Genomic DNA, 22,840 nt, shown 5'->3' with positions numbered 1-22,840 from the left:
ATGAACCGTCGCCGTTTCCTTGGTCAGGCCAGTTGCTCCGCCGTCAGCGCCATCCCGGTGCTGAACACCCTGCTCAACCTGCGTCTTGCGGGTTCGGTCGCGAATGCCGCGCCGCCGGTACCCGGCGAGTATCGCGCGCTCGTGTGTTTGTTCCTTAGCGGAGGCAATGACAGCTTCAACATGCTGTCGCCCTATAGCGGGCCTTCCCCGACGCATGCGAATTCGCGCGCGGAGTACGAGAGCGCCCGCGGCAACCTCGCGTTGCCCTTGGCCGGCCTGCATCAGATCCATCCCCTGAACACGCCGGGACGGACCTTCGGAGTCCATCCCTCGATGCCGAAGCTGGCCGCACGTTTCGAAGCGGGGGATGCAGCCTTCGTTGCCAATGTGGGCACCTTGATCGAGCGGGTCTCCAACCGGACGGAAGTCAACAATGCCTCCAAACATCTCCCGCTCGGGCTCTACTCGCATTCGGACCAGATCGAGCAATGGCAGACCAGCGTGCCGCAAAGCCGCTCCGGCATCGGCTGGGGAGGCCGGATGATGGACCTGATCAAGGACATCAATCCCAGCCAGTTGGTCTCCATGAATATCTCCGTGGACGGCAGCAACGTCTTCCAGAGCGGCGTAACCGGTGCGGAATACGCGGTAAAGCCGAGCACTTCGGCGACGGCGGGTGGTGCTCAAGCACTCTTGGGCTACGCGGAAAACTACAGTTCGACCAGCCCCAGGCTCAATGCAGCCAGCAACGGCGTGGATAGCATGCTGGCCCGCCAGTACGATCACCTGCTTCAAAAGACTTTCCAACAGAAGCGCCGCGACGCCCAGGAGGCCTACGCAATCTACCACGAGGCGACTGCAGGGACCCTGCCCGGAAACGTGAAATTCCGGCTTGTGGCCGATGAGGTGCCCGGCACGGATCCCAACCGCTTGGGCCAGCAGCTCCATCAGGTGGCCAAGGCCATCATGGGCCGCAGCGCCATGGGAGCCTTGCGCCAGACCTTCTTCGTCAATCTCGGTGGCTGGGATCACCACAGCAATACCATCGCCGCACAGCAGGGGATGCTAAAGGATGTGGATGATGCGATCGGCGCCTTCTGGGATCAGTTGGTGCTGTTGGGCATCCAGGATCAGGTGACCTTGTTCACCGGCTCCGACTTCGGCCGCACCCTCACCAGCAATGACCGCGGCTCCGACCATGCATGGGGCGGAAATCACTTCATCATGGGCGGCAGCGTCGATGGAAAAAAGATCTTCGGACAGTACCCGAGCCTCGCGCTCAATCCTAGCAGTAGCATCGAGCTCAACCCTCTCGACACCGGCCGCGGCCGGATGATCCCGACCACCAGCTGCGACGAATACTTCGGCGAACTGGCCCTCTGGCTCGGCGTGCCACCATCAAGCCTGCACCTCGTCCTGCCCAATGTCGGGAACTTCTTCACGCCCGGTGCGACGGGACCGCTGGGGTTCTTCGGTTGAGCAACCCTATGGTTACACCGGCACCGGAATCTCTCCCAGAATATCCGCCACCACCTGCCGACCCGTCACTCCCGAAAGCTTCGCCTCCGGCGCGATCACCAGGCGGTGCGCGATCACATCCGCAGCCACCGTCTGGATCGTCTCGGGAACCACGAAGTCCCGCTCCTCGAACAAGGATAGCGCCTGCGCCATCTTCATCAGAGCGATCGACGCGCGCGGGCTCGCCGCGAGCTGGACATCGTCGCGCCCGCGGGTTGCGGAGACGACATCGACGATGTAGCCGCGCAACTCGTCGCTGATCCGCACGCTGCGGGTCGCTTCTAACAGGCCGACGAGATTGTCGCGCGTGACCACCGGCTGGAGCAAATCCACGGGATGGCGGTCGATCTGGTCGGCCAGGATCGCGCGCTCTTCTTCCGGTGTGACGTAGCCCAGGCGGCTTTGGATCATGAAGCGGTCCATCTGGGCCTCCGGCAGCGGATAAGTCCCGCGGAATTCCACCGGATTCTGCGTCGCAATCACGAAGAACAGGCCGTCCAGATCGTGGCGCTCGCCGTCGATCGTCGCCTGCCGCTCGGCCATCGCCTCTAACAGCGCCAACTGGGTCCGCGGCGAGGCCCGGTTGATCTCGTCCGCCAGCAGGATATCCGCGAAAACCGGGCCCGGCCGGAAGCGGAATTCCTGGGTCCGCGGGTCGAAGATCGAGACGCCCAGGATGTCGCCCGGCAGCAGGTCCGGCGTGAACTGCACGCGCTTGAAGGCGGCCCCGCTCACCGATTTCGCGATCGCCTTGGCCAGCGTGGTCTTGCCGGTGCCCGGAACGTCCTCGACCAGGGCATGCCCGCCGCCTGCCAGGCAGGCGAGGATGTTCCTCAGGGCGGTGTCCTGCCCCCGCACCACGGTGCGGACGGCTTCTTCCAAAAGGCGGGCGGTTTGTCGGGCGGAGATGAGGTCGCTCATTCGGTGGGCTTTTGGCGGCCGCGGTCCGCGGCGGAAATGGTACGATGCTTCTCGTAGATCGGCTCCAATTCGCTCCGTGCCCCGTCGGGCAGGCGGGCCGTGATGCGGTCCCACACCACGCGGTTGAAGAAATTGCGGTTGTCGGTGAGCGGATCGTAGAGATCGAGTTCCGGCAGGATGCGCGGACCGGCAGGGGTGCTCACCACCAGCACCAGTGGATAAGAATTCGCCGAGTCGTCGCCCAAGGGCGGTGGCACCCGCAGCGAGACCGCGGCCCAGCGCCCGGCACGGTGCACGCTGAGGACCTCTCCCGCCTGGCGCGCCAGGAAATCGCTGCCGGTATTTCGCAGCAGGCGCGTCACTCCCGTCTTGTCGTCGAAGCAGGCCGCCCGCGCGAGGGCGCCCGCCACGTCACCCTTCGCAAAAGCCTGGCGCGACTCCGCCACCACCCGGCGCGCCTCCTCTTCACTCGGCGCGGAGTCCGCCGCCACCCCGCCGATCCGGGTCAAGAGCCCGTCCCACCACTCCGCATTGCGGGCTTTCAGGGTCGCGGGCAGCCATTGCATGAAGGCCTCGCTATCCTTGGGGTAGGGCAGTGCGGAAACACCCGAGAAACCCGGATTGGCGAGCCAGCCACTAGGCTTGCGTTGCAGGAAGATCGTTTCGACCGCGGATTCCGCCGGGCTCCTGCCGGAAAACATCTGGATCAGCGCGCAGGCATCATCGCCGGCTTCTTGCAATTCCAGCAGTACCGGGGCTACAGGGTTCTTCTTCGCGTGGACCTTCTGCCACAGTTCCGCCGCCCGGCTCATGGAATCGAGTGCGGTGGCCGGGGTAGCCTCGAGATCCAGATGCGTGCAGAGCTCCGCCAGCGAGGGCCGGTTCAGGGCCTCCAGGATCGCGGCGGTTGCCTCTTCCGCGGTTGCCGAGGGTGCAGGTGCCTGCTGCTCCATCAGCTTGAGCGGGAATTTCTCGATGAATTCCGCGTCCTGGGTGCGCGCGGCGTCCTCTTGACCGGGAGCCAGCGGCTGGGTCGCCGGTGCCAGCAATTCGTGCGGCAGCCGGATGTGCCAGCTTCCGGATTTCGACCGGACAAACGTCAGGTGCAGGGCATTCGGCAGTGGCCGCGTGCCCGGATCGGCAGCCGGATCGAGACCGACGATGCTGATCATGGGTGCCTCGCCGTCTTCCTCCACCGCCACGATCGTCCGGACCGCCTCGGGGGCCGCCAGCAAGCGCCACAGGGGATGCGTGATCTCTTTCTTCCGCAAGTTCGCGGACACCACCTGGAGCGTCTCGTCCCAATGTTCCGGCGGCGGGTTCTCCAAGCCCCCTAACAAGGCCAGCGCCGCCGGCAAGTCACGCTTGGCCAGCGCCGCCAGGAAGTCCTCCGCCAGCTTCGCCGGCGTGGATCCGAGCAAGGCGTCGGGCGTGATGAATTTCCGCATCTCGTCCGCCAGCAGGGAAAAGGCGTCCTCCTTCAGGCGGAAGAATTGCTTGGAGCGCTCCTCCAGCATCCACTCCTCAAGCACCTTCGCCCGTGCCAGGAAGCCGGGCCGGAAGCTCAGGCCGGTGGCGTTAAACGACGATGGCAGCGGAGCGGGCAACCACTGCTCGCCCCGCTTCACCAGCCCCACCGCGTGAATCTGCACGCTCTCGGAATCGAAATTCGTGATCTGAGACACCAGCACCGCCGCCAGATCGCCGTCCTCTTTGTCCGCCAGCGGCCTCAAATCATCCGGTTTCAGGCTCTCCCGCAGCCGCGACAGGCGCGAGCGGATGCTCTTCAGGTCCTCATCGTCCACATCCGGGGACAGCGCCGTGCCCGCTCCGGGCTCCATCTCCGCCTTGCCGGAGGCCACGTCCCGCAGCCACGCTAACGCCGCATCCGACGGGCTCTGCGCCGCGGACGCGAGACCGCATGCCAAAAGCATGACGATGGCGGCGGGGAATCTCATAGGCTCTGGTGAAAGCGGTCGGCCGCCTCCAGCGACATCACGAAGCCGGTCAGCAGGTCGATCGTCCGCGCAATATCATCCAGATGCGCGGTTTCCACCACCGAATGCATGCAGCGCAGCGGCAGCGAGACCAGCCCGCTGGGTACGCCCCCCCGCTGATTGAAAATTTTGTCCGTGTCCGTGCCGGTGAAGCGGCTGCTCGCCTCGTGCTGCACCGGGATCTTGCCCTTGGTCGCGGTCTCGATCAGGCGTTTCACCACCAGCGGATGATTCGCGGTTCCGTGGCTGATCGTGGGGCCACCGCCCAATTTCACCGTGCCGAATTTGGAATTGTCGATTCCCGGGGTGTCCGTGGCATGGGTCACGTCCAGGCAGATGCAGACGTCCGGATTCAGCCGATAGGTTGCCATCATCGCCCCGTTGCCGCCGATCTCTTCCTGCACCATGTTCGCGCAGATCAGCGTCAAGCCGGGCTTCTTGCGGCCCTTGGCAATCCGTTTCAGCACTTGGGCGATGATGTAGCTGCCGATCCGGTTATCGATTGCCCGCCCGACCAGCCGCTTATGGGCCAGTTCCAGCGGTCCGTCCTCATACACCGCCGGATGGCCGACCCGCAGGCCCATCGCGGTCACTTCACGGGCATTCGAAGCGCCGACATCGCCCCACAATTCGTGGACCTGCGGAGCCTTCTCGTCGCCCGGATTGTCGCGGCGCAGGTGGATCGCGGTATTCCCGATGATCCCGCGCACCGGGCCCTTGTCGCCTTGGAAAATCAGCCGGCGGCCGCGCGCCGTGGCGGTATCGCTGCCGCCGATGCGGTCGATCCGGATGAAGCCGTCCTGCTGGATGGTCTTGATCATGAAGCCGATTTCATCTGCGTGGGCGGTCAGCATCACGGTTCTGTCGGACTTGCCCTTGAGCGTGGCCCAGGTCGAGCCATAGGCATCGCAAGTCACTTCCGCGGCCAGCGGTCGCAGGTAATCCGCCCACACCCGCTGCCCGGGCATCTCAAAACCGGTCGGGCTCGGGGTCTGCAACAGCCTGAAAAGGAACTCCCGGTCGTCTTGCGTCATCTGTCGCCATTCAAGCACGCCGGGCGCGGAGGGCAATCGGCGAGTGAGGGGGAAGGGGCGGCGGCGAATATTTCTCCCTGAGGACTCTTTCAGGAGCGACGCGACATTATTGGCGGAACCACGTGAACTTCCCGCCGTTAGTCGCGGACATTTTTGAGCAGTCCTCAGATACAACACAATTGACCACAGTTTTCTGCGACCAAGTGATTGCCACTGTTCTTCGACCGGTGACGACGTAAGCAGGCCTCCATCCCTTTGCCTCAAAGAACTGTCGTTTCGTTTTCGGATCCTTTCTAAAGACGTGTGTGCGATCGGCATTGTCGGGATTCCATTTCGTCCCAATCAAATATGCGTCGAGCTGTTCTTTGGTATCAGGGAGACGCTTTTTCTCCTGAGCGGGATTTTGTGCGAAGCACGTCAGACTTGCGAAAGTCGAGGTGCGGAGCCACCCGGCCCGCAGAATGGTCCCTGACGCGCTGATCACGGAAGGAAATGAGCGGTCAGCAACGGCGCTTTCGTGCAGGCCCCGTCGTATCCGGTGCGCTCGAGACCGCTTCTGCGGGGAAGGCCTGTTATCTGCGGTTGAACTCTCCCGGTTCCGCTACAGCAAATCTACCCGGGAACCCAAGACACACGAATGCATTCACGGCGCTCACTTCTGCCCCGCGAAGAACCCCCGGATCTCCGCCCCGATCTCTTTCGCATGTGTCTCCAACGCGAAGTGACCCGTGTCATAAAAGACTACCTTCGCCCCTGGGTTATCCCTCTTGTAAGCCTCCGCCCCCGGCGGAAGGAAAAAGGGATCGTTCTTCCCCCACACCGCCAAGGTCGGAACCTTGCGCGTCCGGAAGAACTCTTGGAACTTCGGATAAAGCTTCACGTTGTTCTGATAGTCCCCGAAGAGATCGAGCTGGATCTCCGCACTCTGCGGCCGGTCGAGCAAGGTCTGATCCAGAGTGTAAGACTCAGGCGCGACCAGACTCTCATCCTTCACCCCATGGACATACTGAAAGCGGGTGGTTTCAAGCGTTAGCATCTTGCGCAAGGCATCACGGTTCTCCTGCGTAGGATTCTTCCAGTAAGTGCTGATCGGCTGCCAGCCCTCTTCGGACAGGCCCTCCACATAGGCATTCCCGTTCTGCGTCACGATCCCGCTGATCCGGTCCGGATACTTCAGCGCCAGGCGCAGCCCGACCGGCGCGCCATAGTCAAAAATGTAGATCGAAAACTTCTCCAGCTTCAGCTTCTCCACGAAGTCGCCCATCACGAGAGCCATGTGGTCGAAGGTATACTTGAACGCCTCATGATCCGGCGCGCTGGAGAAACCGAAGCCCGGAAGGTCCGGCGCGATCACGTGAAAGTCTCCGGACAGTTCGGGAATCAGATCCCGGAACATGTGGCTGGATGTCGGGAAGCCGTGAAGAAGCAGCATCACCGGCTTCCCGGGATCCCCAGCCTCGCGGTAGAAGATCTTGGCTTCGGACAGGGCCACGGTCTTGTAGTGGATGGCAGGATCGGCGGCAGCTGTGGAGACCGGGAGAGCAAGCGCCCCGGCAAGGAGAACGGATGTGATTTTCATGGGATTGGAACGGTAATATTCTTAGTAACCTTCAAAATGTCGTAATGACGGTTACCAAGTGAGCTTGGTGGAGAAACTTGTCAAAACTAATTTTGAAGGTTACTTTCAAGCCGTGAGCAACGCCGCTGCGGAATTCGTTTTTCTCGGGGAACACCCGGCCTTGGATTTCGCCAACACCCTTTACGCCCCCCATGGCGAGCTGGCGGATCAATTGCGCTCCTGGCCGGACCTCCTGAAGTGGCTGGGGGAAGCGAATCTTGGTGAAGGCCCGGCCCTCGAAGTGAGCAAGGCGGAAGCCAACACCGCTCTGGCAGCCGTGCTAGCCCTTCGCGCGGCCTGGACCAAGCAGATCACCGGCATCCTCGCGGCAAAGCCCATTAGCAAGGATTTCCTCCGGACCCTCAATGCCGCCTTGGAAAAGGACCATTTCACCGAAGCAGTGGCACCAGCCGCAGAAACACCCCTGGCCCTCGTCCGCGCCGACTCAAGGCTCCGGGGAGTCGAACGGGTACTCGCCATCCTTGCCCGCCAGATCGCCGCATTCCTCACCGAATGCAATCACGACTACCTGCGCCAATGCGCCGGCCATGGCTGCGTCCTCTTCTTCTACGACACCACCAAGAACCACCGCCGCCAGTGGTGCAGCGCCGCCGCCTGCGGCAACCGCCACAAGGTCGCCGCCTTCCGCGAGCGCCAGGCGAAGAAGGACGGCTAAAGAAGCGCATGGCTGGGGAATGCGAATCCACTGCCTTTCCCATCCCATCCATCTTATCCTTCCTGGTCCGAAATCCAAAACCATCCCGCCTTCATCCGGCTGTTGTCGGTGGTTCTAACTTCATCCACCGCCCGCCACGATCATGAAACGAGGGGATTCCAAACCCTCGCGAATCCACTGTTCTCAAAATCCTTCACGTTGGCAGTGGCAAACTCGGTGACACCGAATGCCTGGAGGCTGAGGGCGATACGGAGGTCGTATATCCGTCGCCGCGGGAAAGCGGGGGTGGATGCCAGCTTCCATAGTTCCTCATGGATATCGCGGCTTAGCGGCGGGAAGCCCAGAATTTTCCAGCGCGGATGTCGGCGGTAGCTTTGAATGACTGCGACCGCATCCTGCGGAGCGAGCGGATGGACCAATACCGCCGGGTTGCGAAGATGAAGATAGACTTCGGTCAGGACGAATTCGCCCAAGGCGACATCATCGCGTGTGGACATCGTGTTGAGAAAATTCCTTGCACCTTCATGATGGGGCGAGCCTTCGCTATAGCTGAAGAGCAGCAGGTTGGCGTCAATGGAGATCACGATTCCTGCGGGGGAAGATTCTCGTCGGCGAAGGCCAGTTCCTTCAGTTCCGCTGCACTCAGGCCCTTCCAACCGGCAGTAGAGGAGATGGGGGCCTGCCATGGCTGGGAAGCCAACGGCGCTTCGCGGGGATAGACCTCTAGCAACAGCTCAGCCCCGCGGCGAAAGGTTTCCGCCAACGACCACTCACGGCGCCGCGCAAATTCCCGGATCTCCGCGAACAGCTCCTCGGGAAGCTGGATCTGCGTCTTTGTCATGATGGAGATCATGGCGCTCCATCAATTTGATGTCAATACTCCAGGAAATTCTCCAAAATCCGCTTCCCGTCCTGCGTCAAAATCGACTCCGGGTGAAATTGCACGCCGTGCACCGGGTGCTGCTTGTGCTTCAGCCCCATGATCTCACCCTCGGCGGTCCAAGCGGTGATTTCCAGGCAATCCGGCAGGGTCTCGCGCTTCACGATCAGCGAGTGGTAGCGCGTTGCCTCAAAGGGGCTCGGCAACCCCGCGAAGACGCTCTTGCCCTCGTGCAGGATCGGCGAGGTCTTGCCGTGCATCAGCCGGTCGGCACGAACGACGTCGCCGCCATAAACCTGCCCGATCGACTGGTGCCCGAGGCACACCCCGAGGATCGGAGTGCTGGCACCCAACTCCTGGATCAGCTCGCAAGAGATCCCCGCCTCGTTCGGTGTGCAAGGCCCCGGTGAAATGCAAATGCGCTCCGGCTTCAGGGCCTTCACATCCGCCACGGTCAGCGCGTCATTGCGCACGACCTTCATCTCCGCACCCAACTCGCCGAAGTACTGGACGAGGTTGTAGGTGAAGGAGTCGTAGTTATCGATAATGAGCAACATGGCGACTTATCCTTCGAGGGTTTTGGCGAGTGCGATGGCACGCAGCATGCCCTTCGCCTTGTTCACCGTCTCATTGTATTCGTAGGTCGGATCGGAATCCGCCACCACGCCGGCACCGGCCTGCACATAGGCCTTGCCGTCCTTCAGCAAGCAGGTCCTCAGCGTGATGCAGGAATCGTGGCCGCCATCGAAACCGAAGTAACCCACCGCACCCGCGTAGGCGCAGCGCTTGCTCTTCTCCAGCTCGTTGATGACCTGCATTGCCCGGATCTTCGGCGCGCCGCTGACCGTCCCGGCGGGGAAGGTCGCCCGCAGCACGTCGTAGGCGCTGTGGGTGGCGTCCAATTCGCCGGTCACGTTCGACACGATGTGCATCACGTGGCTGTACCGCTCCACGATCATAAAATCATCGACCTTCACACTGCCGTGCGCCGCGATCCGTCCGACGTCGTTGCGCGCCAGATCCACCAGCATCAGGTGTTCCGCCCGCTCCTTGGGATCGTCCAAAAGGTCCGCAGCGAGAGCGTCGTCCTCCTCCGGCGTCTTCCCCCTCCACCGCGTCCCGGCAATCGGCCGGATGTCGATCCGCCCGGCGATCGACCGGACATGGACTTCCGGCGAGGATCCCACCAAGGAGAAATCCCCCAGCTCCAGGATGAACATGTAGGGCGAGGGATTCACGTGGCGTAGGGCCCGGTAGAGATCCACCGGCGAGCGGTGGAAATCCGCGGCGAAGCGCTGGCTCGGCACGAATTGGAACACGTCGCCCGCGGCGATGTATTCCTTCCCCTTGCGCACCATCTCCTCGTATTCCGCCTGCGATGTGTTGCTCTCCGCCGGCTCCGGCTCGACCGGCGCAAGCCCGTTCAAAGCAGGCACATGCAGGGGCCGGTTGAGCATCTCCACCAGCGCCGCCACCTTCGCCTGTGCCGCTCCATATGCCTCCTCCAAAGTCGCGTGCTCGCTCGTAAAGGCATTCGCGATGATCTGCAGCCGCCGCAGCCGCTGATCGAAAACCACCAGCGTATCCGCCAGCAGGAAAACCGCATCGGGAATGCCCAGCTCGTCCTTCGGTGCAGGCGGCACCGTCGGCTCGAATTGGCGGACCGTATCGTATGAAAGATAGCCGACCAAGCCGCCGCAGAAGGGCGGCAGGTTGCCGTGCAGCACCGGCTTGTAGTCCGCCATATGGCGCTCCAGGGCGGCCAGCAGGTCGTCTTCCACGGTGATCTTCTCAACATGCGACCCCTCGCAGATCGTCAACTCCTTGCCGCGCGCCTCGATCACCCGCCGCGGGCCGCTGCCGATGATCGACCATCGTCCGCCCTTCTCCGTGCTTTCAGCGCTCTCGAGCAGGAAGGAATGCCGCGCGTCGCGCACCTTGAGGTACGCCGACAGCGGCGTCTCGAAGTCCGCGGCAAGCTGGGTGTAAACGGGGATCACATTGCCCCGTGTGGCCAGCTTCGCGAATTCTTCGAACGACGGTTCGACCGGAATGGGATTCACAACGCGCGGGAGCATGCCCGCGAAGCGCCCGGGCGCAAGCCCCGAGCCATTCCTTCCGGCCCAAGGACAATTACCCGGCCCTGGAGATTTTCTCGGAAAAGATTGTTCGGTTCGCCCGGACCGCTCCGCATTCCTGAATAAGAAGGCGATTCCTGTCTGCCGCCCCTGCCTCATGAGCCCGCCCGCACCCCACGACGACCACCAGCTTCTCGATCGCTTCCTGCGGGGAAACGACCAGGGCGCGCTGGCGCTGCTGGTGGAGCGCTACCTGCCGCTGGTCTATACGGTGGCGCTGCGGGTCACCCGGCAGCCACAGCTCGCGGAGGAGGCCGGGCAGGACGTCTTCCTCAAACTCGTCCAGAAGCCGCCCGCACTCATGAAGGGAATCCCGCTCGCCGCCTGGCTCCATCGCGCGACCCGGACCCGCGCCATCGATCTGCTGAGGTCGGAACGCAGCCGGGCGGCCCGGGAGCAAGTGCCCCAGGAGCTTTCCGCCGATGGGCCGGTGCTCAGCGAGGAAGCGCTGGACCTTCTCGATGAAGTGATCGACCGCCTGCCGGAGAGCGAGCGCCGCCTGGTGGTGGGCCGCTTCTTCCTCGGCCAATCCTTCGCCACACTCTCGGCCCAGGCAGGAGCCACGGAGGATGCCGTGCGGATGCGCCTGAACCGCGCTTTGGAAAAGATGCGGCAGTCTTTCTCGCGCCGCGGGATCGCCACCACTGCTGCGATTCTCGCCCAGGTCCTGCCCGCGCAGGCCGTTGCCGCGCCGCCGCGCGCCATGGCCGCGGCGGTTCTGAAGTCGGTCACTGCTGCCGGGGCGACGACAGGCGCATCCGTTTCCCTAACAAGTTTCATCTACCTCATGACCACTGCCCAGAAATACACCATCGCCGGAGCCTTGCTGCTGGCCGCAGCGATTCCCACGGCTCTCCACATCAGCCAGCGCCCGGACGATCCCAAGGAGAGCGGCGTGCCGGAGACTTCATCCACCCCGGCTCTGCCCAAGGTGGCTCAGTCCGAGAACGAGCGTGCGGCCCGCACGCCGCGAAAGGAACTCGACGGGCAGTTCGCCGCGCTGGCCGCGAAGTACGGTGAAGCCGAGGCCCGCCGTGCCCAGGCGCTCGCCAGCCAAGGTGCGGCTCTGGTGCACGACATCGCGACCACGGACAAGTTCATGGAGCAGTTTGAGGCCCAGTTCGGAGGCGAGATCGACAAGCTCTCCACGGAACTCGAACTCACCCCCGAACAAGACGAGTTCATCGAGGGGATGCGGGCGGATGCCTTCGCAAAGCGCCGCAAGGAGATCCAGGACCTGGCCGCACAAGTCCCACGGAATCTCCCTGCCCTCGCCGAGGTTTTTCTCGCCGTGGATGCCTTGTCCCGCGGCAAGATTGATGAAGAGACCTACAAGGAAGTCATCCGCGGCCAGACCGCGGCGCTGAGCGCCGGCAGCATCCGCGCATGGAATTTCTTCGGGATGGTGGGCACGAGGGACGTTTACAAGGCGGAGGATCCCTTCGCGGGCCAACCGGAGGCGGCCAAGATCTTCGCGGAGCATTTGGATCCGGAGCGGCGGAAGGAATATCAGGAGATCCACGACACCAACGCCGCCTACGCTGCGGAGATTCCGAACTTCGAACGCAAGGACCTGGATGGCCTGGCTGGCAATGTGGCCGGCATGGGCAAGATGATCGAGGCGATGCGGCTCATGGACCCGGAGAAGTTAAGGGAAGGGAAGTAGCCGGCCATCGTGAGATCTCCTCCGGGGATTAGTCCTTCTTGAGAACTTTGATCATCTCTTCAAGGGCCGCCAGGCTCTCTCCTTTGGAATGCTCCTTGCGATCGGAGAGCTTCTTCTCCAGTTCCAATTGGTACTCCGGTGTGAATGCTTGCTTCAAGGTGGGGAGCGTTGAACGCATCGCGCCGAGGATCACCGCGAAGTCGTTCTCCGAGAAGATCTTCGTTTCACCCAAGGCTGATTCCGCGCCTGAGAAGGAAGTCGTCAATCCTCCGTACATCTGCTTCAGCCCTTCCATCCGGATTTCATACTTATCGTCCTTCGGAATCGTGGGAATGAACTCATTCACGAGATCCACCCCGAGTGCCGCGACCCGCAAATTGAATCCCATCAATACCGCCTGTTCTGCATGGAGATTCTTCTCCTCGCCCGCTGGAGCGATGTAGAGCTTGAAAATGGAAGCCAGGCTCTTCTGCATTTCCAGGTAGTCGCCGAGGCGTTGAGCGAGGGGCAGGTTCTTGTTTTTATGGAGCCCGAAGTTCTCCTCGTTGGTGAGCCGCTGAATCACCCGTTTTCCCAAGGGGTCTTCGAGAACGGGCAGAGGTGCCGTCCCGGTCTCAAACGCTTGGAAGGTAGCAGCGTAGTCCTTCCCGATCCATTCGCGATCACTGGCCGGCACCCCTCCCGCAATGAATGGATTCTCCGCGGCATGGGAACCGGAGATGGCGAAGAACAAGATGAGGAATAGGACCAGGCAATTCATGATTTTCTACCCGCGGATTCAAGCCGGATTAGGGGAGCGCAGCAACTGGCTTCTGCCGTTGTCCTCGGTCTTGAGGGTAGCGGATGTTGGTAGGACTGTTGGAATAACGGCGATCGTAGCGGCTCCCGCGGAGAGCATTGGCCGGAGTCCGGTAAACCGGGAATGGTCTGCCTATTCATTCATGCTCTCACATGGGATGGATACTTCCGCCAGCCCTCCGGCGTGAGAACCGAACCGGCGGGGATCGCGCCCCGGGGGCGAGCTGTCCTACCGGTTAGCTTGCCCGCAAGCTAAGGTAGGCCTCGATCTCCTCGGCAGGATTGTGGGCGCGCATGAGGGTCTCGCCGATCAGGACGGCGTTCGCGCCGGCGTCGAGGGCGCGCTGGACGTCTTCGAGGGTCTTCAGACCGGATTCGGCGACGAGGATGACGTCGTCGGAGACTTCGTCGGCCAGTTGCTCGGTGGTGGCGAGGTCGATCTCGAAGGTCTTGAGATTGCGGTTGTTGATGCCGATGAGGTCGGCACCCAGCTCCAGCGCGCGGTCCATCTCGGGGAGGTTGTGAACCTCCACCAGCACATCGAGCTGGAAGTCCTTGGCTTCGCCGTAGAGGCGCTTGAGCGTGTCGTCATCAAGGGCGGCGACGATCAGGAGAATGGCGTCGGCCCCGGCGATGATCGCTTCGTGGATCTGGACCGGGTGGACCATGAAATCCTTGCGGAGGAGGGGGGCATTGGAGAATTCGGAGATCTTGCTGAGGTAGCTCAGAGAGCCTTGGAAATACTTCTCGTCGGTCAGGATCGAGAGGCAGGAGGCCCCGCCGTCGAGGTAGCGCTTGGCCTGGCGGATGGGATCAAAGTTCGGGTCGATCAGGCCGACCGAGGGCGAGGCCTTCTTGACCTCCGCGATCACGGCGAGGCGGTCCGGGCCGAGCTCGAGAGCGGCGCGGAAGCCGCGGAATTCGTTCCGTTGCAAGGCGGCGGCGCGCAGGTGGCCGGAGCGGGCCATCAGGGCTTCAACCTCCTGGTGCTTGGTGGCGATGATCTCGGCGAGCTTATCGGACATGGCAGGCATGGCGGGCGCGCGAGGAAGAACCACGGAATGCGGTAGTCGGGAAGCGGAAAGCGTCTGGCCGGAATCTGGAGATTTAAACCGCGAATGGACGCGAATGGACGCCAATAAGGATGAGGCGGAAGAAGTTGCCGTGATGGGGAGGCTGATGCTTCCCCTAGCCGCGGTCTCTGATCCTCTTCAAAAATTCGCGTCCATTCGCATCCATTCGCGGTTCACAAAACCTCCCCTCGTTCGGTCTCGAGGCGTGCCGCGATGCCGTCGAGGACGGCGTCCGGGGAGAATTCGCCGGCGGTGAGGCCGATGCGGGAGATCCCGGCGAATTGTGCCGGATCAAGCGCCCCGGCGTCCGGCACGGCGTGGGCGGCGAGGCCCAACCGCCGGGCGGTCTCGATCAAGGTCCGCACGGAGGCTTCCCCGGCGTCTCCGGCGACGATGATCGATTCCGCCCAGCGGCTGAGCCCGTCCACGGACCGCTCGCGCTCCCAAGTCGCGGGTGTGGTCGTATCGAGGAAAACCATCCGGCTGTCCGGGTGGCACTGGCGCAGGGCCTCGGCCACCGCGTGGGCGCGGCGTTTGGAGATGGTGGTCTGGCAGACGAGGCCGAACTTCGGCGCGAAGGGCAGATCCGCAGCTTGGTCGGCGTCTTCGATGATCGCGGTGCCAGGCGCTTCACCGGCGATGACGATGGCCTCGGCATCGTCCTTGCTTCCGATCACCACCGGCTTGCAGTGCTCCAGCGCCAGCAGGGCGAGGGAGGTCTGGGCGCGCTTCACGGCGGGCAGGGTCAGGTCGAGGACGTCGTGGCCGTTTTCCCGCCATTTGCGCAGGCAGGCCTTTGGCAGGCCCGTGAGCGGGACGACGACGGTGTGGGTAGGCGCGCGGTATTCCGTGGCGGAGCCTTCGAGGACGCCGCGGCGGCGGAAGAGTTCGCAAAGGGCGGCATCGGGAGCCAAGGCACCGAGGATCGTGAGCGCGCCGCGCTTGAGGCGGAGTTCGAGCCTGTCCAAGGCCGCACGGGTTTCGGGGCCGTGTCCGGAAACGAGGGCGCGGCGGCATTGGGAGCGCAGGGGGGAAAGGCTTGCAGACATGGGCTTTGTGGTGCAAAGTTTGTGGGCGCGATGGGGCGGCAGCGGGTGGAAATCGGACGCACTTTGTGTAACAAAGTTAATTCCGGCAAGCACGGAATTTTGCGAAGCGCTTGCGGGACCATTTGGCTTGTGGCCCGGGGAGCAGAGGGCTAATCCGCCCGCAATGGATTTGATCGCGGCAGCGGTATCCGCAGAGGCGGGAGAGGCATACAGCCGCCTGCTGGGAGTGGTGGTCCTGCTGGGCTTCAGTTTCGGGGCGATGGTGTTTTTCGTCGTGTCGCTGGTGAAGGCGTCGCGGCAGCGCACGCGGGGTTGGATGATCTCGGCGGCGATTTCGGGTCTGGCGATGCTGGGATGCCTGACTTGGGCGGTTTCCTTGGTGGCCGAGACGCTGGCGGGAGCCGCGAAAGAGGAAAACCTGGCGCAATTGCCGTCGGAACTTTCCAGCCCCGATGGTAGGGTTTCGATCAAGATTCCGGGATCGTGGACGGCGATGCCCGAACTGCACCCCGCAGCGATCATTGCCGCCGGGGACAAGTCACAGGAGCAGTACGCGATGGTGCTCTCGACCGACCGGGCAAGTTTTCCGACAAGCGTGAGCGACTACGAGGTCTTCGTGGCGGAGGGGCTGAAGAAGGCCTTGGAGGACAGCAAGGCCTCGGAGCCGCGGACGATTGAAGTGGGCGGCTACAAGGCGATCCGCCGGAGCGTTAGCGGCATGCGCGGGGGTCACCGGATGGCTTATGAGCAGGTCGTGATCGAAACGCGCAGCACGTACTATCAATTGCTGATGTGGACGGTCTTTTCCCACCGCAGCGTGGCGGAGCGGGACTTCCGTGACATCATTGCCAGCTTCGCCGCGGAAGCCGGGCCGCCGCTGCCGGAATAGGGCGAGAGTTGGGAGTGCGTTTTCCGGATGCGATGTCTAGAAGGGGCGCGGACGCAACCTCCTCCTTGAATGAAGACGCTTCTCAATCGGTTCCTCGCTGGCTTGGTCGTGCTGCTTTCGGCGCTGCCGATCCGTGCGCAGACATCGCCGTTTCTCGCGAAGGCGATGGAGGTCTCCGACTCGATCCAAGATCGCTTCTGGGACCGGAAGTCGAATCTCTATTCGGCTAAGGCGGACGGCACGGAGCCGGAACTGATCTGGGGCAATGGCGTCATGTTCTCGTCGCTGGTGGCGGCTTCGCGGCATGACAAGCGCTTCCGTCCGGTGATGCGGAATTTCTTCGAGGCGCTGGATGCGTATTGGGACGTGAAGGTGAAAATTCCCGGCTACGAACCCGGACGGACCCAGGGTGGCAGTGACAAGTATTACGATGACAACGCGTGGATGGTGCTGACCTTCCTGGAGGCCTACGAGGTCACGAAAGACTCGAAGTATCTGAAGCGCGCGGAGGAGACGCTGGAGTTCGTGATCAGCGGTTGGGACGAGGAAGCGGGCGGGGGGATCTGGTGGCACGAGAAGCACAAGGACGGCGACAAGAACACCTGCGTGAACGCACCCGCAGCGCTCGGGTGCTTTCGTTTGGCGCGTTTCGAGAAAGAGCCGGCGGCATCGAAATGGAATGCGGAGGGCGAGAAGATCGTGGTGTGGACGGTCAAGACGCTGCAGGGGGATAACGGCCTGTTCGGGGACAACATCGACGTGGCGAGCGGGAAGGTTAACGGAGGGCAGCTCACCTACAATTCGGGGCTGATGCTCCGGAATTTCCTCTCGATGCATGCGCGGACCGGGACCGAGTTTTATCTTCAGGAGGCACTCCGCATGGGGAAGGCTGCGGAGGGCATGCTGGACCGGGACAAGAAGATGTACCGCGACCCGCTCAAGTGGTCGCACCTGATGGTGGAGGCGGATCTGGAACTCTACCGTGCGAGCGGCCAGGAGGCCTACCTGAAGCGGGCAATCTCCGATGCCGAGGCGCACTACGCGAAATGGAAGGAGAAGCCAGCAGACGATCTGATCACCGAGGCGTCATTGGCGCGGGAGCTTTGGCTCTTGGTCGATCACTCGACGCCGGTGGGGAAAGAGTTTTGGAAGGCGTCGGATAAGATGAAAGTGAAGTGATTGTCCGAAACGACTGCCGCATCCGATCGATTCGGTCAAAGCCGCCCCCCGCCTGCGGTTTCCGCAGAATCTTTGCGCGAAATCGGCATTCCGTCCGGCGGATTCGGCGTTCAAGCTGCCGCCGCCATGTATTCCGACGCGCTTGCCTCCCACCTCCGCACGACGCTTTCCGAGATCGAATCCGCCGGACTCTATAAGCGCGAGCGGCTGATCGATTCCACGCAGAATTCCACCGTGCGTCTCAAGGACGGCCGCGAGGTGATCAACATGTGCGCGAACAACTACCTCGGCCTGGCCGATCATCCGGAAGTGGTGGCCGCGGCGAAGGCGGCGGTGGATCGCTGGGGCTTCGGGATGGCCAGCGTGCGTTTCATCTGCGGTACGCAGACGCTGCACAAGCAGCTCGAGGAGAAGATCTCGCAGTTCCTCGGTACCGAGGACACGATCCTTTACCCGAGCTGCTTCGATGCAAACGGCGGGCTCTTCGAGGTCCTGTTAGGGCCGGAGGACGCCGTGATTTCGGACGCGCTGAACCATGCCTCGATCATCGATGGCGTGCGGCTCTGCAAGGCGAAGCGCTTCCGCTACGCGAACAACGACATGGCGGACCTCGAGGCGCAGCTCAAGGCGGCGGATGCGGATGGCGCGCGCTTCAAGCTGATCACGACCGACGGCGTGTTCTCGATGGACGGGATTATTTGCGATCTCGATCAGGTCCACGCGCTGGCGGACAAATACAACGCGCTGGTGCACTTCGACGATTGCCACGCCACCGGCTTCCTCGGCGCACGCGGCCGCGGGACGCACGAGCATTGTGGGCTTTTCGGGAAGATCGATTTGACCACCGGCACGCTGGGCAAGGCACTGGGCGGCGCGTCCGGCGGCTACACCTCAGGCAAGAAGGAGATCATCGAACTGCTGCGCCAGCGTTCGCGGCCGTACTTGTTCTCGAACACCATCGCGCCGCCGATCGTGGCCGCCTCGGTGAAGGTCTTCGAGATGCTGGAGGCGTCCACCGAACTGGCGGACCGGGTGAAGGCGAACACGGAGTATTTCCGCAACGCGATGGCCGGCACCGGCTTCACCATCGCCGGCAAGGATCACCCGATCTCACCGGTGATGCTCGGTGATGCGGCGCTATCGCAGAAGTTCGCCGACCGGCTGCTTGAGCACGGCGTGTATGCGATCGGCTTCTTCTTCCCGGTCGTCGCCCAAGGCAAGGCGCGGATCCGCACTCAGATCAGCGCTGCGCACACCCGGGAGCAGCTCGACAAGGGGATCGAGGCCTTCGTGAAGACAGGGAAGGAATTGGGCGTGATTTGAGGGCCACTAACCTCCCTTTACCTCTCGATATCAAACGCGCTATCCGCCGGAACCAGCAGGACCCGTTCGTTCCCGCAGGCACCGTGGAGCGCCTCGATGAAGTGGGGCAGGCGCGTGTCCGGCTTCAGGACGAGTCCGTAGCGGATCAAGGCGCGGTCGCTCCCGGCCTGGGGAATCGAGTTGAGGAAGCTGCTGCTCGCTGCGTGCTGCGCGAAGACCGGCGAAAGGACCGCCTGGAAATCGGCATCGGAAGGCAGGCTCACGGTCAGCAGGTGGCTGGCATGAGCCGGCGCGAAGGCGTTCCTGCGATGCAGCACGTAGATCACGCCACACCCGATGACGGTGACGCCGACGGCCTGCAGGTGATGCCCGGAGCCGGAAACCATCGCGACGGCGATCGCGAAGAAGACGAAAGCCATGTCCATCGAGCGCCCCAAGCTGGCAGGAAAGCGGATCAAGGAAAACGCGGCGAACATCGCCACGCCGAGGCCCGTCCTACGGCTCACCACCGCGATCAAAACGGTCGTGACGATCGAGATGATGACCAGGGTGTGCGAATAGTCCTGGGTGTGACCCGCTCCCCGCGCGGTGTAGCGGTGGAGGTAGGCGATGGCCAGCACCAGCACCAGGGTGACCACCACCGAGAGCGAGGTGTTGGCCAAGTCCTTGGCCGCGGGTGCGGCGAACCATTCGGCGAAGCTGAAGGCAATCATTGGCGGGTGGTTTTCAGGCGGAGGAAGCGATTGTTATTCGGAGTTGCCGCCGGAGTCGAGAGCCGGACCACGATGGTTTCCGTGATGCCATTCGGGTTGGGGGTCACGGAGACTTGGAGAATCTCGGCTCCACCCGCGGCCCATGTCGCGAGATCGGGAGAAACCTGGACCAAATAGCGCACGCCGGAAGCGGTGTAATCGCCGGGGGTGCCGACCCCGCCCTTGCGCCGCGAGAAAGCGTAGCCCGGATAATTCTGGCCGCCGACGGAAACAAGGGATGGCACGGGATAACTGATCGAACTCGCGAGGGCCGGGTTGGTGCCGAGGGCGAACTCCAGGAGGTCGGCCTGGCCGTCGAGATCGTTGTCCACCTCGTCATTCGGGAAGCCGCCCAGGTTGTGGTAGCCGGGGGTGGCCGCCGGAGTGCCGGTGGCGCCGGTGTTGTCGAAACGCTTGATACCGTCGAAGCCCGTGGAATCGCTCAAAGTCCCGACGATCGCGCCGCCGTACCATGCAGTGACGTTCTTGGCCACGAAGTCGGTCGTGCGGCTTCCGCGCGAGAGATTGTCGGGGCTGTAGGTGGCTTGATTGAGATTGGGGAGCCCGTAGGTGGCATTGCCGAAGGCAAAGCCGTCCACCACCTGCGTCCACGGCGTCGAATCCAAGGTCTGGTCGTTGGTGGCGTCGAGATCCTGGCCGAGTTCGCCGGTGAAGCCCTTGACCAGGAGCAGCGCGAGTCCCGAGTTGCTCGAGAGGGCATCCGCCCCCATGCCGATGGGATCGCCGGTGGCGGTGAGGGCCGCCTTGAGGGCCGTGAAGGGTGGGACCGGGTTTCCCAAGGTGTAGCCATCGCCGAGCAGGAGCAGGCCATTCTGACCGGTGGCAAGGGAGTCGAGATTCCAGATGTGGCTGATTTCCCCGACGTTGCCGAGACCGTCGTCTCCCGCGCTGGTGTCGATGGTGATCAGGGTCAGGTCGTTGGTGGACTGGGCCTTGAGCGAGGTGGCGAGAAGCTCGACGTAGTCGTAGTTCAGGTCATTGCCCGGCGGGTTGATGTTCGCCTCGTTGATGAGGATCGGGGTCGCCGCCGGAGCTGCGGCGTGATTGCCCTGACCCGGAGTCACGCTTCCGATCCACGGACCGTAGCCGCCGGATGCATTGAAGGCCAAGCCGCTGGAAATCGTGCCGCCATACCAGACCGGCCCGCTGCCGCCGATGCGCGAGATGTTGTCAGGCGGAGAGCCCGGGAAGAGATCGGTGACCGCAGGATGGGTGAGGGTGCCGAGCGATACGCCATCGACGATGGTGAAGCCGATCCCGGCGTCGATCGCGCCGTCGTCGTTCGCATCAAGATCCATCCCTGGCGATCCGCTGAAGCCCGTGGCGAGCAGAACCGCGAAATCCTGATCCGGCAGATCGCCCGCGACGAAGCCGGCCGGCCCGCTTTCCAGCGCCGTTTCCGCCCGCACCGTGCCGGCCGGGAAGATGGTGCCGATATTGGTGGCGAAGTTCTGACCGAGAAGCAGCAGGCCGTTCGGGCCGGTCGAGTAGCCGGAAAGGTCGTAGGAGTGCAGCAGCTCGCCGCGGTTGGCCGCCTCCGTCGAGACCACCAGCAAGGAATAGCCCGCTGCCGGGGCGATCGCATCGCCACTGCTGGCGAGTTCGATGAATTCAGCCGCATCCGCAGGCGGGTCGAAATTCACCTCGCTGATTCGCAGCGGCGCGGTCGCCGCCGCGGCGGAGAGATTCGTGCGGCCGGGGGTCGCCTGGCCGCGGAAGCCGCCGAAGAACTGGGTGCTGAAGCCGAGATTATACGGGCTGCTGCCCCCGAGGTGGGCACCGTAGAAGGCCGCGGCACTGTTGGGCGTGGTGTCGCCCGCCTTGCGGGAAATGTTGTCGGGGAGGTAGCCGGCTTGGGTCAGGTCGGCGGGAGCGTAGGTCCCGCCGCTGCCATCGTACCCCACGCTATCGGTGATCTCGGTCCATGGCGTCGCGTCCAGGATGCCGTCGTCGTTCAGGTCGAGATCCTGGAGTGCGGCCCCGCTGAAGCCCTTCACCAGTAGCAGGGTGAAGCCGTTGTTGGTGCGATCGAGCTCGCAGACTCCCGCCACACGGGTGTGGATCTCGTTGCCGATATCATCGTTGCCGAGCTTGATCCCGTCGGCGTCGATGCTGTTCCCGATATCTGACATCACGGTCGCCGCTGCGGCGTAGTCGCGCCATGGGGAGAACCCGTCGTCGTAATCCTGGCCGATCAGGGCCAGGCCGTTGCTGCCGAACTGGACCTGACCGAGGTTCCATGCCTCGACGATCACGCCCAGCGAACGGTCCGTGCCGCAAGTCACGTCGCTGCCGGCATCCGTATTGATGACCAGCAGGTGATAGCCTTGGCCGGTGGTGGACTCGCCGCCGACCTTGATGAGTTCGACGAACTCGCGGTTGTCATCCGGCCCCGGCGGGTCGATGCCGACCTCGTTGATGCGGATATCGGCGATGGTCGGCGGCGTGTTCGGTGCGCCGGGAGTGGCTACCGGATTCGGCTGGGTGCCGAAACGCTGGTTGGTTTCGAAGGCCACCGAAGTCCCGCTTGTGCCGGCGATCGTCCCGCCGAACCAAACTCCGGCGTTGTTGATCCCCGTGTTACCCACCAGCCGCGAGACATTGCCAGGCGAGTAGTTGATCTGGCTCAAGTTCGCGACGGCCGTGGGCGGTGCGTGGTCGCCGTTGCTATTGTTGCTGAAGCGGTATTCGTTCAAACCCACGGAATCCCGAAGGTTGTTTTGCCTGAAACCTAGGTTGAGGTTGGTCTCAAGGGTAGAGCAGAGGTCGGTTTTCCCGATTCCTGCGTTCGGTCCTGATGGCAGGGTATAGTTCTGGGACAGTAGGATCGTATAAGCGCGGTTCGGCTCGATCAGGCCGTCCTTCCCCGGGGGGATGTTGATGCTGCCGAAGGCGGTGCCGGGGGCGACTTGGCCGGCCCAAGGACCGCCGTTGGTCGCGCCGTAGTTCACGCCGAGCAGCAGCAGCCCGTTGGTCCCGGTGGACATGCCGTTAAGGCTCCAGAACCCGTCTATCCGGCCGATATCGTTGCTATCGTTGTCGAGCAGTAGGATCTGCCAGGAATTGCAGCTTTCCACCCCGCCGGTGCTGCTGATGATCTCGATATACTCGTAGTTGTTGGTCCCGACCACGTCATTGCCCGGCGGATTGGAATGGACTTCATTGAGGCGCAGGATTGCGCCAGCCGGGGACGCCAAGGCCAAAAGCGCGCCGGATACAAGGGCGATAAGGGTTTTCATGCGGGGTGCGGGGTGCCGGGCAAGCAGGCCGGTGAGATACGAGCCTGCGGGGCGAACGTTACGAAAACG

Annotated in this window: 19 protein-coding genes; 6 read left to right on the top strand and 13 right to left on the bottom strand. The window is 63.1% G+C overall.

Translation table 11 applies throughout. The features are described 5' to 3' along the window. On the top strand, nt 1-1,479 hold the full coding sequence (locus tag ABWK72_RS14215; protein ID WP_367870234.1) for a DUF1501 domain-containing protein: 1,479 nt from the start codon (nt 1-3) through the stop codon (nt 1,477-1,479). A gap of 12 nt (nt 1,480-1,491) precedes the next feature. Here the strand turns inward: ABWK72_RS14215 and ABWK72_RS14210 are convergent, their stop codons facing one another. The 4 genes from ABWK72_RS14210 to ABWK72_RS14195 form a co-directional block, all read right to left on the bottom strand. Beyond that, the gene (locus tag ABWK72_RS14210; protein ID WP_367870233.1) at nt 1,492-2,439 is read right to left on the bottom strand and encodes an AAA family ATPase; all 948 of its coding nucleotides are present in this window, start codon (nt 2,437-2,439) and stop codon (nt 1,492-1,494) included. Then, on the bottom strand, nt 2,436-4,397 hold the full coding sequence (locus tag ABWK72_RS14205; RefSeq protein ID WP_367870232.1) for a hypothetical protein: 1,962 nt from the start codon (nt 4,395-4,397) through the stop codon (nt 2,436-2,438). The genes ABWK72_RS14210 and ABWK72_RS14205 overlap by 4 nt, the downstream gene beginning before the upstream one ends. After that, entirely contained in the window at nt 4,394-5,470 is a 1,077-nt protein-coding gene (locus tag ABWK72_RS14200; protein ID WP_367870231.1) for a M42 family metallopeptidase, read from the bottom strand. Before ABWK72_RS14200 ends, ABWK72_RS14205 begins: the two co-directional genes overlap by 4 nt. Before the next feature lie 652 nt (nt 5,471-6,122). Then, on the bottom strand, nt 6,123-7,049 hold the full coding sequence (locus ABWK72_RS14195; protein ID WP_367870230.1) for an alpha/beta fold hydrolase: 927 nt from the start codon (nt 7,047-7,049) through the stop codon (nt 6,123-6,125). Between the two features lie 112 nt (nt 7,050-7,161). On the opposite strand from ABWK72_RS14195, the gene ABWK72_RS14190 reads away from it, so the two are divergent. Beyond that, a complete protein-coding gene (locus ABWK72_RS14190; protein WP_367870229.1) occupies nt 7,162-7,764 on the top strand; it encodes a CGNR zinc finger domain-containing protein in 603 nt (200 codons plus the stop codon). Nucleotides 7,765-7,904: 140 nt separating this feature from the next. On the opposite strand, the gene ABWK72_RS14185 is transcribed toward ABWK72_RS14190, so the two are convergent. The 4 genes from ABWK72_RS14185 to trpE are packed head-to-tail and all read right to left on the bottom strand — an operon-like array spanning nt 7,905 to nt 10,722. Continuing rightward, nucleotides 7,905-8,348 carry a VapC toxin family PIN domain ribonuclease gene (locus ABWK72_RS14185; RefSeq protein ID WP_367870228.1) on the bottom strand — a complete coding sequence of 148 codons (444 nt, stop codon included), beginning with the start codon at nt 8,346-8,348 and terminating at the stop codon, nt 7,905-7,907. After that, complete coding sequence (locus tag ABWK72_RS14180; protein WP_367870227.1) at nt 8,345-8,617, bottom strand: antitoxin; 273 nt, start codon at nt 8,615-8,617, stop codon at nt 8,345-8,347. Before ABWK72_RS14180 ends, ABWK72_RS14185 begins: the two co-directional genes overlap by 4 nt. A gap of 20 nt (nt 8,618-8,637) precedes the next feature. Next, a complete protein-coding gene (locus ABWK72_RS14175) occupies nt 8,638-9,201 on the bottom strand; it encodes an aminodeoxychorismate/anthranilate synthase component II (protein WP_367870226.1) in 564 nt (187 codons plus the stop codon). Nucleotides 9,202-9,207: 6 nt separating this feature from the next. After that, the gene (gene trpE / locus ABWK72_RS14170; protein ID WP_367870225.1) at nt 9,208-10,722 is read right to left on the bottom strand and encodes an anthranilate synthase component I; all 1,515 of its coding nucleotides are present in this window, start codon (nt 10,720-10,722) and stop codon (nt 9,208-9,210) included. A gap of 157 nt (nt 10,723-10,879) precedes the next feature. Here trpE and ABWK72_RS14165 point away from each other — a divergent pair, with 157 nt between their 5' ends. Next, nucleotides 10,880-12,448: an RNA polymerase sigma factor gene (locus ABWK72_RS14165; RefSeq protein WP_367870224.1), complete on the top strand. Its 1,569-nt coding sequence runs from the start codon at nt 10,880-10,882 to the stop codon at nt 12,446-12,448. Nucleotides 12,449-12,476: 28 nt separating this feature from the next. Here the strand turns inward: ABWK72_RS14165 and ABWK72_RS14160 are convergent, their stop codons facing one another. The 3 genes from ABWK72_RS14160 to ABWK72_RS14150 form a co-directional block, all read right to left on the bottom strand. Next, nucleotides 12,477-13,208 carry a hypothetical protein gene (locus ABWK72_RS14160; protein ID WP_367870223.1) on the bottom strand — a complete coding sequence of 244 codons (732 nt, stop codon included), beginning with the start codon at nt 13,206-13,208 and terminating at the stop codon, nt 12,477-12,479. 274 nt (nt 13,209-13,482) lie between these two features. Beyond that, nucleotides 13,483-14,280 carry an indole-3-glycerol phosphate synthase TrpC gene (gene trpC / locus ABWK72_RS14155; RefSeq protein ID WP_367870222.1) on the bottom strand — a complete coding sequence of 266 codons (798 nt, stop codon included), beginning with the start codon at nt 14,278-14,280 and terminating at the stop codon, nt 13,483-13,485. Between the two features lie 212 nt (nt 14,281-14,492). Next, nucleotides 14,493-15,368: a hypothetical protein gene (locus tag ABWK72_RS14150; protein ID WP_367870221.1), complete on the bottom strand. Its 876-nt coding sequence runs from the start codon at nt 15,366-15,368 to the stop codon at nt 14,493-14,495. Nucleotides 15,369-15,531: 163 nt separating this feature from the next. Between ABWK72_RS14150 and ABWK72_RS14145 the strand changes: the two genes are divergently transcribed. The 3 genes from ABWK72_RS14145 to kbl all read left to right on the top strand — a co-directional run bounded on the left by ABWK72_RS14145 (nt 15,532) and on the right by kbl (nt 18,759). Then, nucleotides 15,532-16,257 carry a hypothetical protein gene (locus ABWK72_RS14145; RefSeq protein WP_367870220.1) on the top strand — a complete coding sequence of 242 codons (726 nt, stop codon included), beginning with the start codon at nt 15,532-15,534 and terminating at the stop codon, nt 16,255-16,257. A 69-nt stretch (nt 16,258-16,326) separates the two neighbouring features. Beyond that, nucleotides 16,327-17,436: a glycoside hydrolase family 76 protein gene (locus ABWK72_RS14140; protein WP_367870219.1), complete on the top strand. Its 1,110-nt coding sequence runs from the start codon at nt 16,327-16,329 to the stop codon at nt 17,434-17,436. A gap of 126 nt (nt 17,437-17,562) precedes the next feature. Further along, a complete protein-coding gene (kbl, locus tag ABWK72_RS14135; protein ID WP_367870218.1) occupies nt 17,563-18,759 on the top strand; it encodes a glycine C-acetyltransferase in 1,197 nt (398 codons plus the stop codon). Nucleotides 18,760-18,776: 17 nt separating this feature from the next. Here the strand turns inward: kbl and ABWK72_RS14130 are convergent, their stop codons facing one another. Then, on the bottom strand, nt 18,777-19,472 hold the full coding sequence (locus tag ABWK72_RS14130; RefSeq protein WP_367870217.1) for a DUF4956 domain-containing protein: 696 nt from the start codon (nt 19,470-19,472) through the stop codon (nt 18,777-18,779). Continuing rightward, nucleotides 19,469-22,771 (bottom strand): hypothetical protein, encoded by a 3,303-nt coding sequence (locus ABWK72_RS14125; RefSeq protein ID WP_367870216.1) that lies wholly within the window; start codon nt 22,769-22,771, stop codon nt 19,469-19,471. The genes ABWK72_RS14130 and ABWK72_RS14125 overlap by 4 nt, the downstream gene beginning before the upstream one ends. Nucleotides 22,772-22,840 lie beyond the last annotated feature (69 nt).

Source organism: Luteolibacter sp. Populi, from assembly GCF_040801775.1.
Taxonomy (GTDB): Bacteria; Verrucomicrobiota; Verrucomicrobiia; order Verrucomicrobiales; family Akkermansiaceae; genus Haloferula.
Note: the sequence above shows the minus strand (reverse complement) of the source record. Positions and strands in the feature narration are given on the sequence as shown.

Coding starts and splice junctions, on each gene's coding strand:
- ABWK72_RS14215 (WP_367870234.1), top strand. CDS start 1: ATGAACCGTCGCCGTTTCCTTGGTCAGGCCAGTTGCTCCGCCGTCAGC.
- ABWK72_RS14210 (WP_367870233.1), bottom strand. CDS start 2,439: ATGAGCGACCTCATCTCCGCCCGACAAACCGCCCGCCTTTTGGAAGAA.
- ABWK72_RS14205 (WP_367870232.1), bottom strand. CDS start 4,397: ATGAGATTCCCCGCCGCCATCGTCATGCTTTTGGCATGCGGTCTCGCG.
- ABWK72_RS14200 (WP_367870231.1), bottom strand. CDS start 5,470: ATGACGCAAGACGACCGGGAGTTCCTTTTCAGGCTGTTGCAGACCCCG.
- ABWK72_RS14195 (WP_367870230.1), bottom strand. CDS start 7,049: ATGAAAATCACATCCGTTCTCCTTGCCGGGGCGCTTGCTCTCCCGGTC.
- ABWK72_RS14180 (WP_367870227.1), bottom strand. CDS start 8,617: ATGATCTCCATCATGACAAAGACGCAGATCCAGCTTCCCGAGGAGCTG.
- ABWK72_RS14175 (WP_367870226.1), bottom strand. CDS start 9,201: ATGTTGCTCATTATCGATAACTACGACTCCTTCACCTACAACCTCGTC.
- trpE (WP_367870225.1), bottom strand. CDS start 10,722: ATGCTCCCGCGCGTTGTGAATCCCATTCCGGTCGAACCGTCGTTCGAA.
- ABWK72_RS14165 (WP_367870224.1), top strand. CDS start 10,880: ATGAGCCCGCCCGCACCCCACGACGACCACCAGCTTCTCGATCGCTTC.
- ABWK72_RS14160 (WP_367870223.1), bottom strand. CDS start 13,208: ATGAATTGCCTGGTCCTATTCCTCATCTTGTTCTTCGCCATCTCCGGT.
- trpC (WP_367870222.1), bottom strand. CDS start 14,280: ATGCCTGCCATGTCCGATAAGCTCGCCGAGATCATCGCCACCAAGCAC.
- ABWK72_RS14150 (WP_367870221.1), bottom strand. CDS start 15,368: ATGTCTGCAAGCCTTTCCCCCCTGCGCTCCCAATGCCGCCGCGCCCTC.
- ABWK72_RS14145 (WP_367870220.1), top strand. CDS start 15,532: ATGGATTTGATCGCGGCAGCGGTATCCGCAGAGGCGGGAGAGGCATAC.
- ABWK72_RS14140 (WP_367870219.1), top strand. CDS start 16,327: ATGAAGACGCTTCTCAATCGGTTCCTCGCTGGCTTGGTCGTGCTGCTT.
- kbl (WP_367870218.1), top strand. CDS start 17,563: ATGTATTCCGACGCGCTTGCCTCCCACCTCCGCACGACGCTTTCCGAG.
- ABWK72_RS14130 (WP_367870217.1), bottom strand. CDS start 19,472: ATGATTGCCTTCAGCTTCGCCGAATGGTTCGCCGCACCCGCGGCCAAG.
- ABWK72_RS14125 (WP_367870216.1), bottom strand. CDS start 22,771: ATGAAAACCCTTATCGCCCTTGTATCCGGCGCGCTTTTGGCCTTGGCG.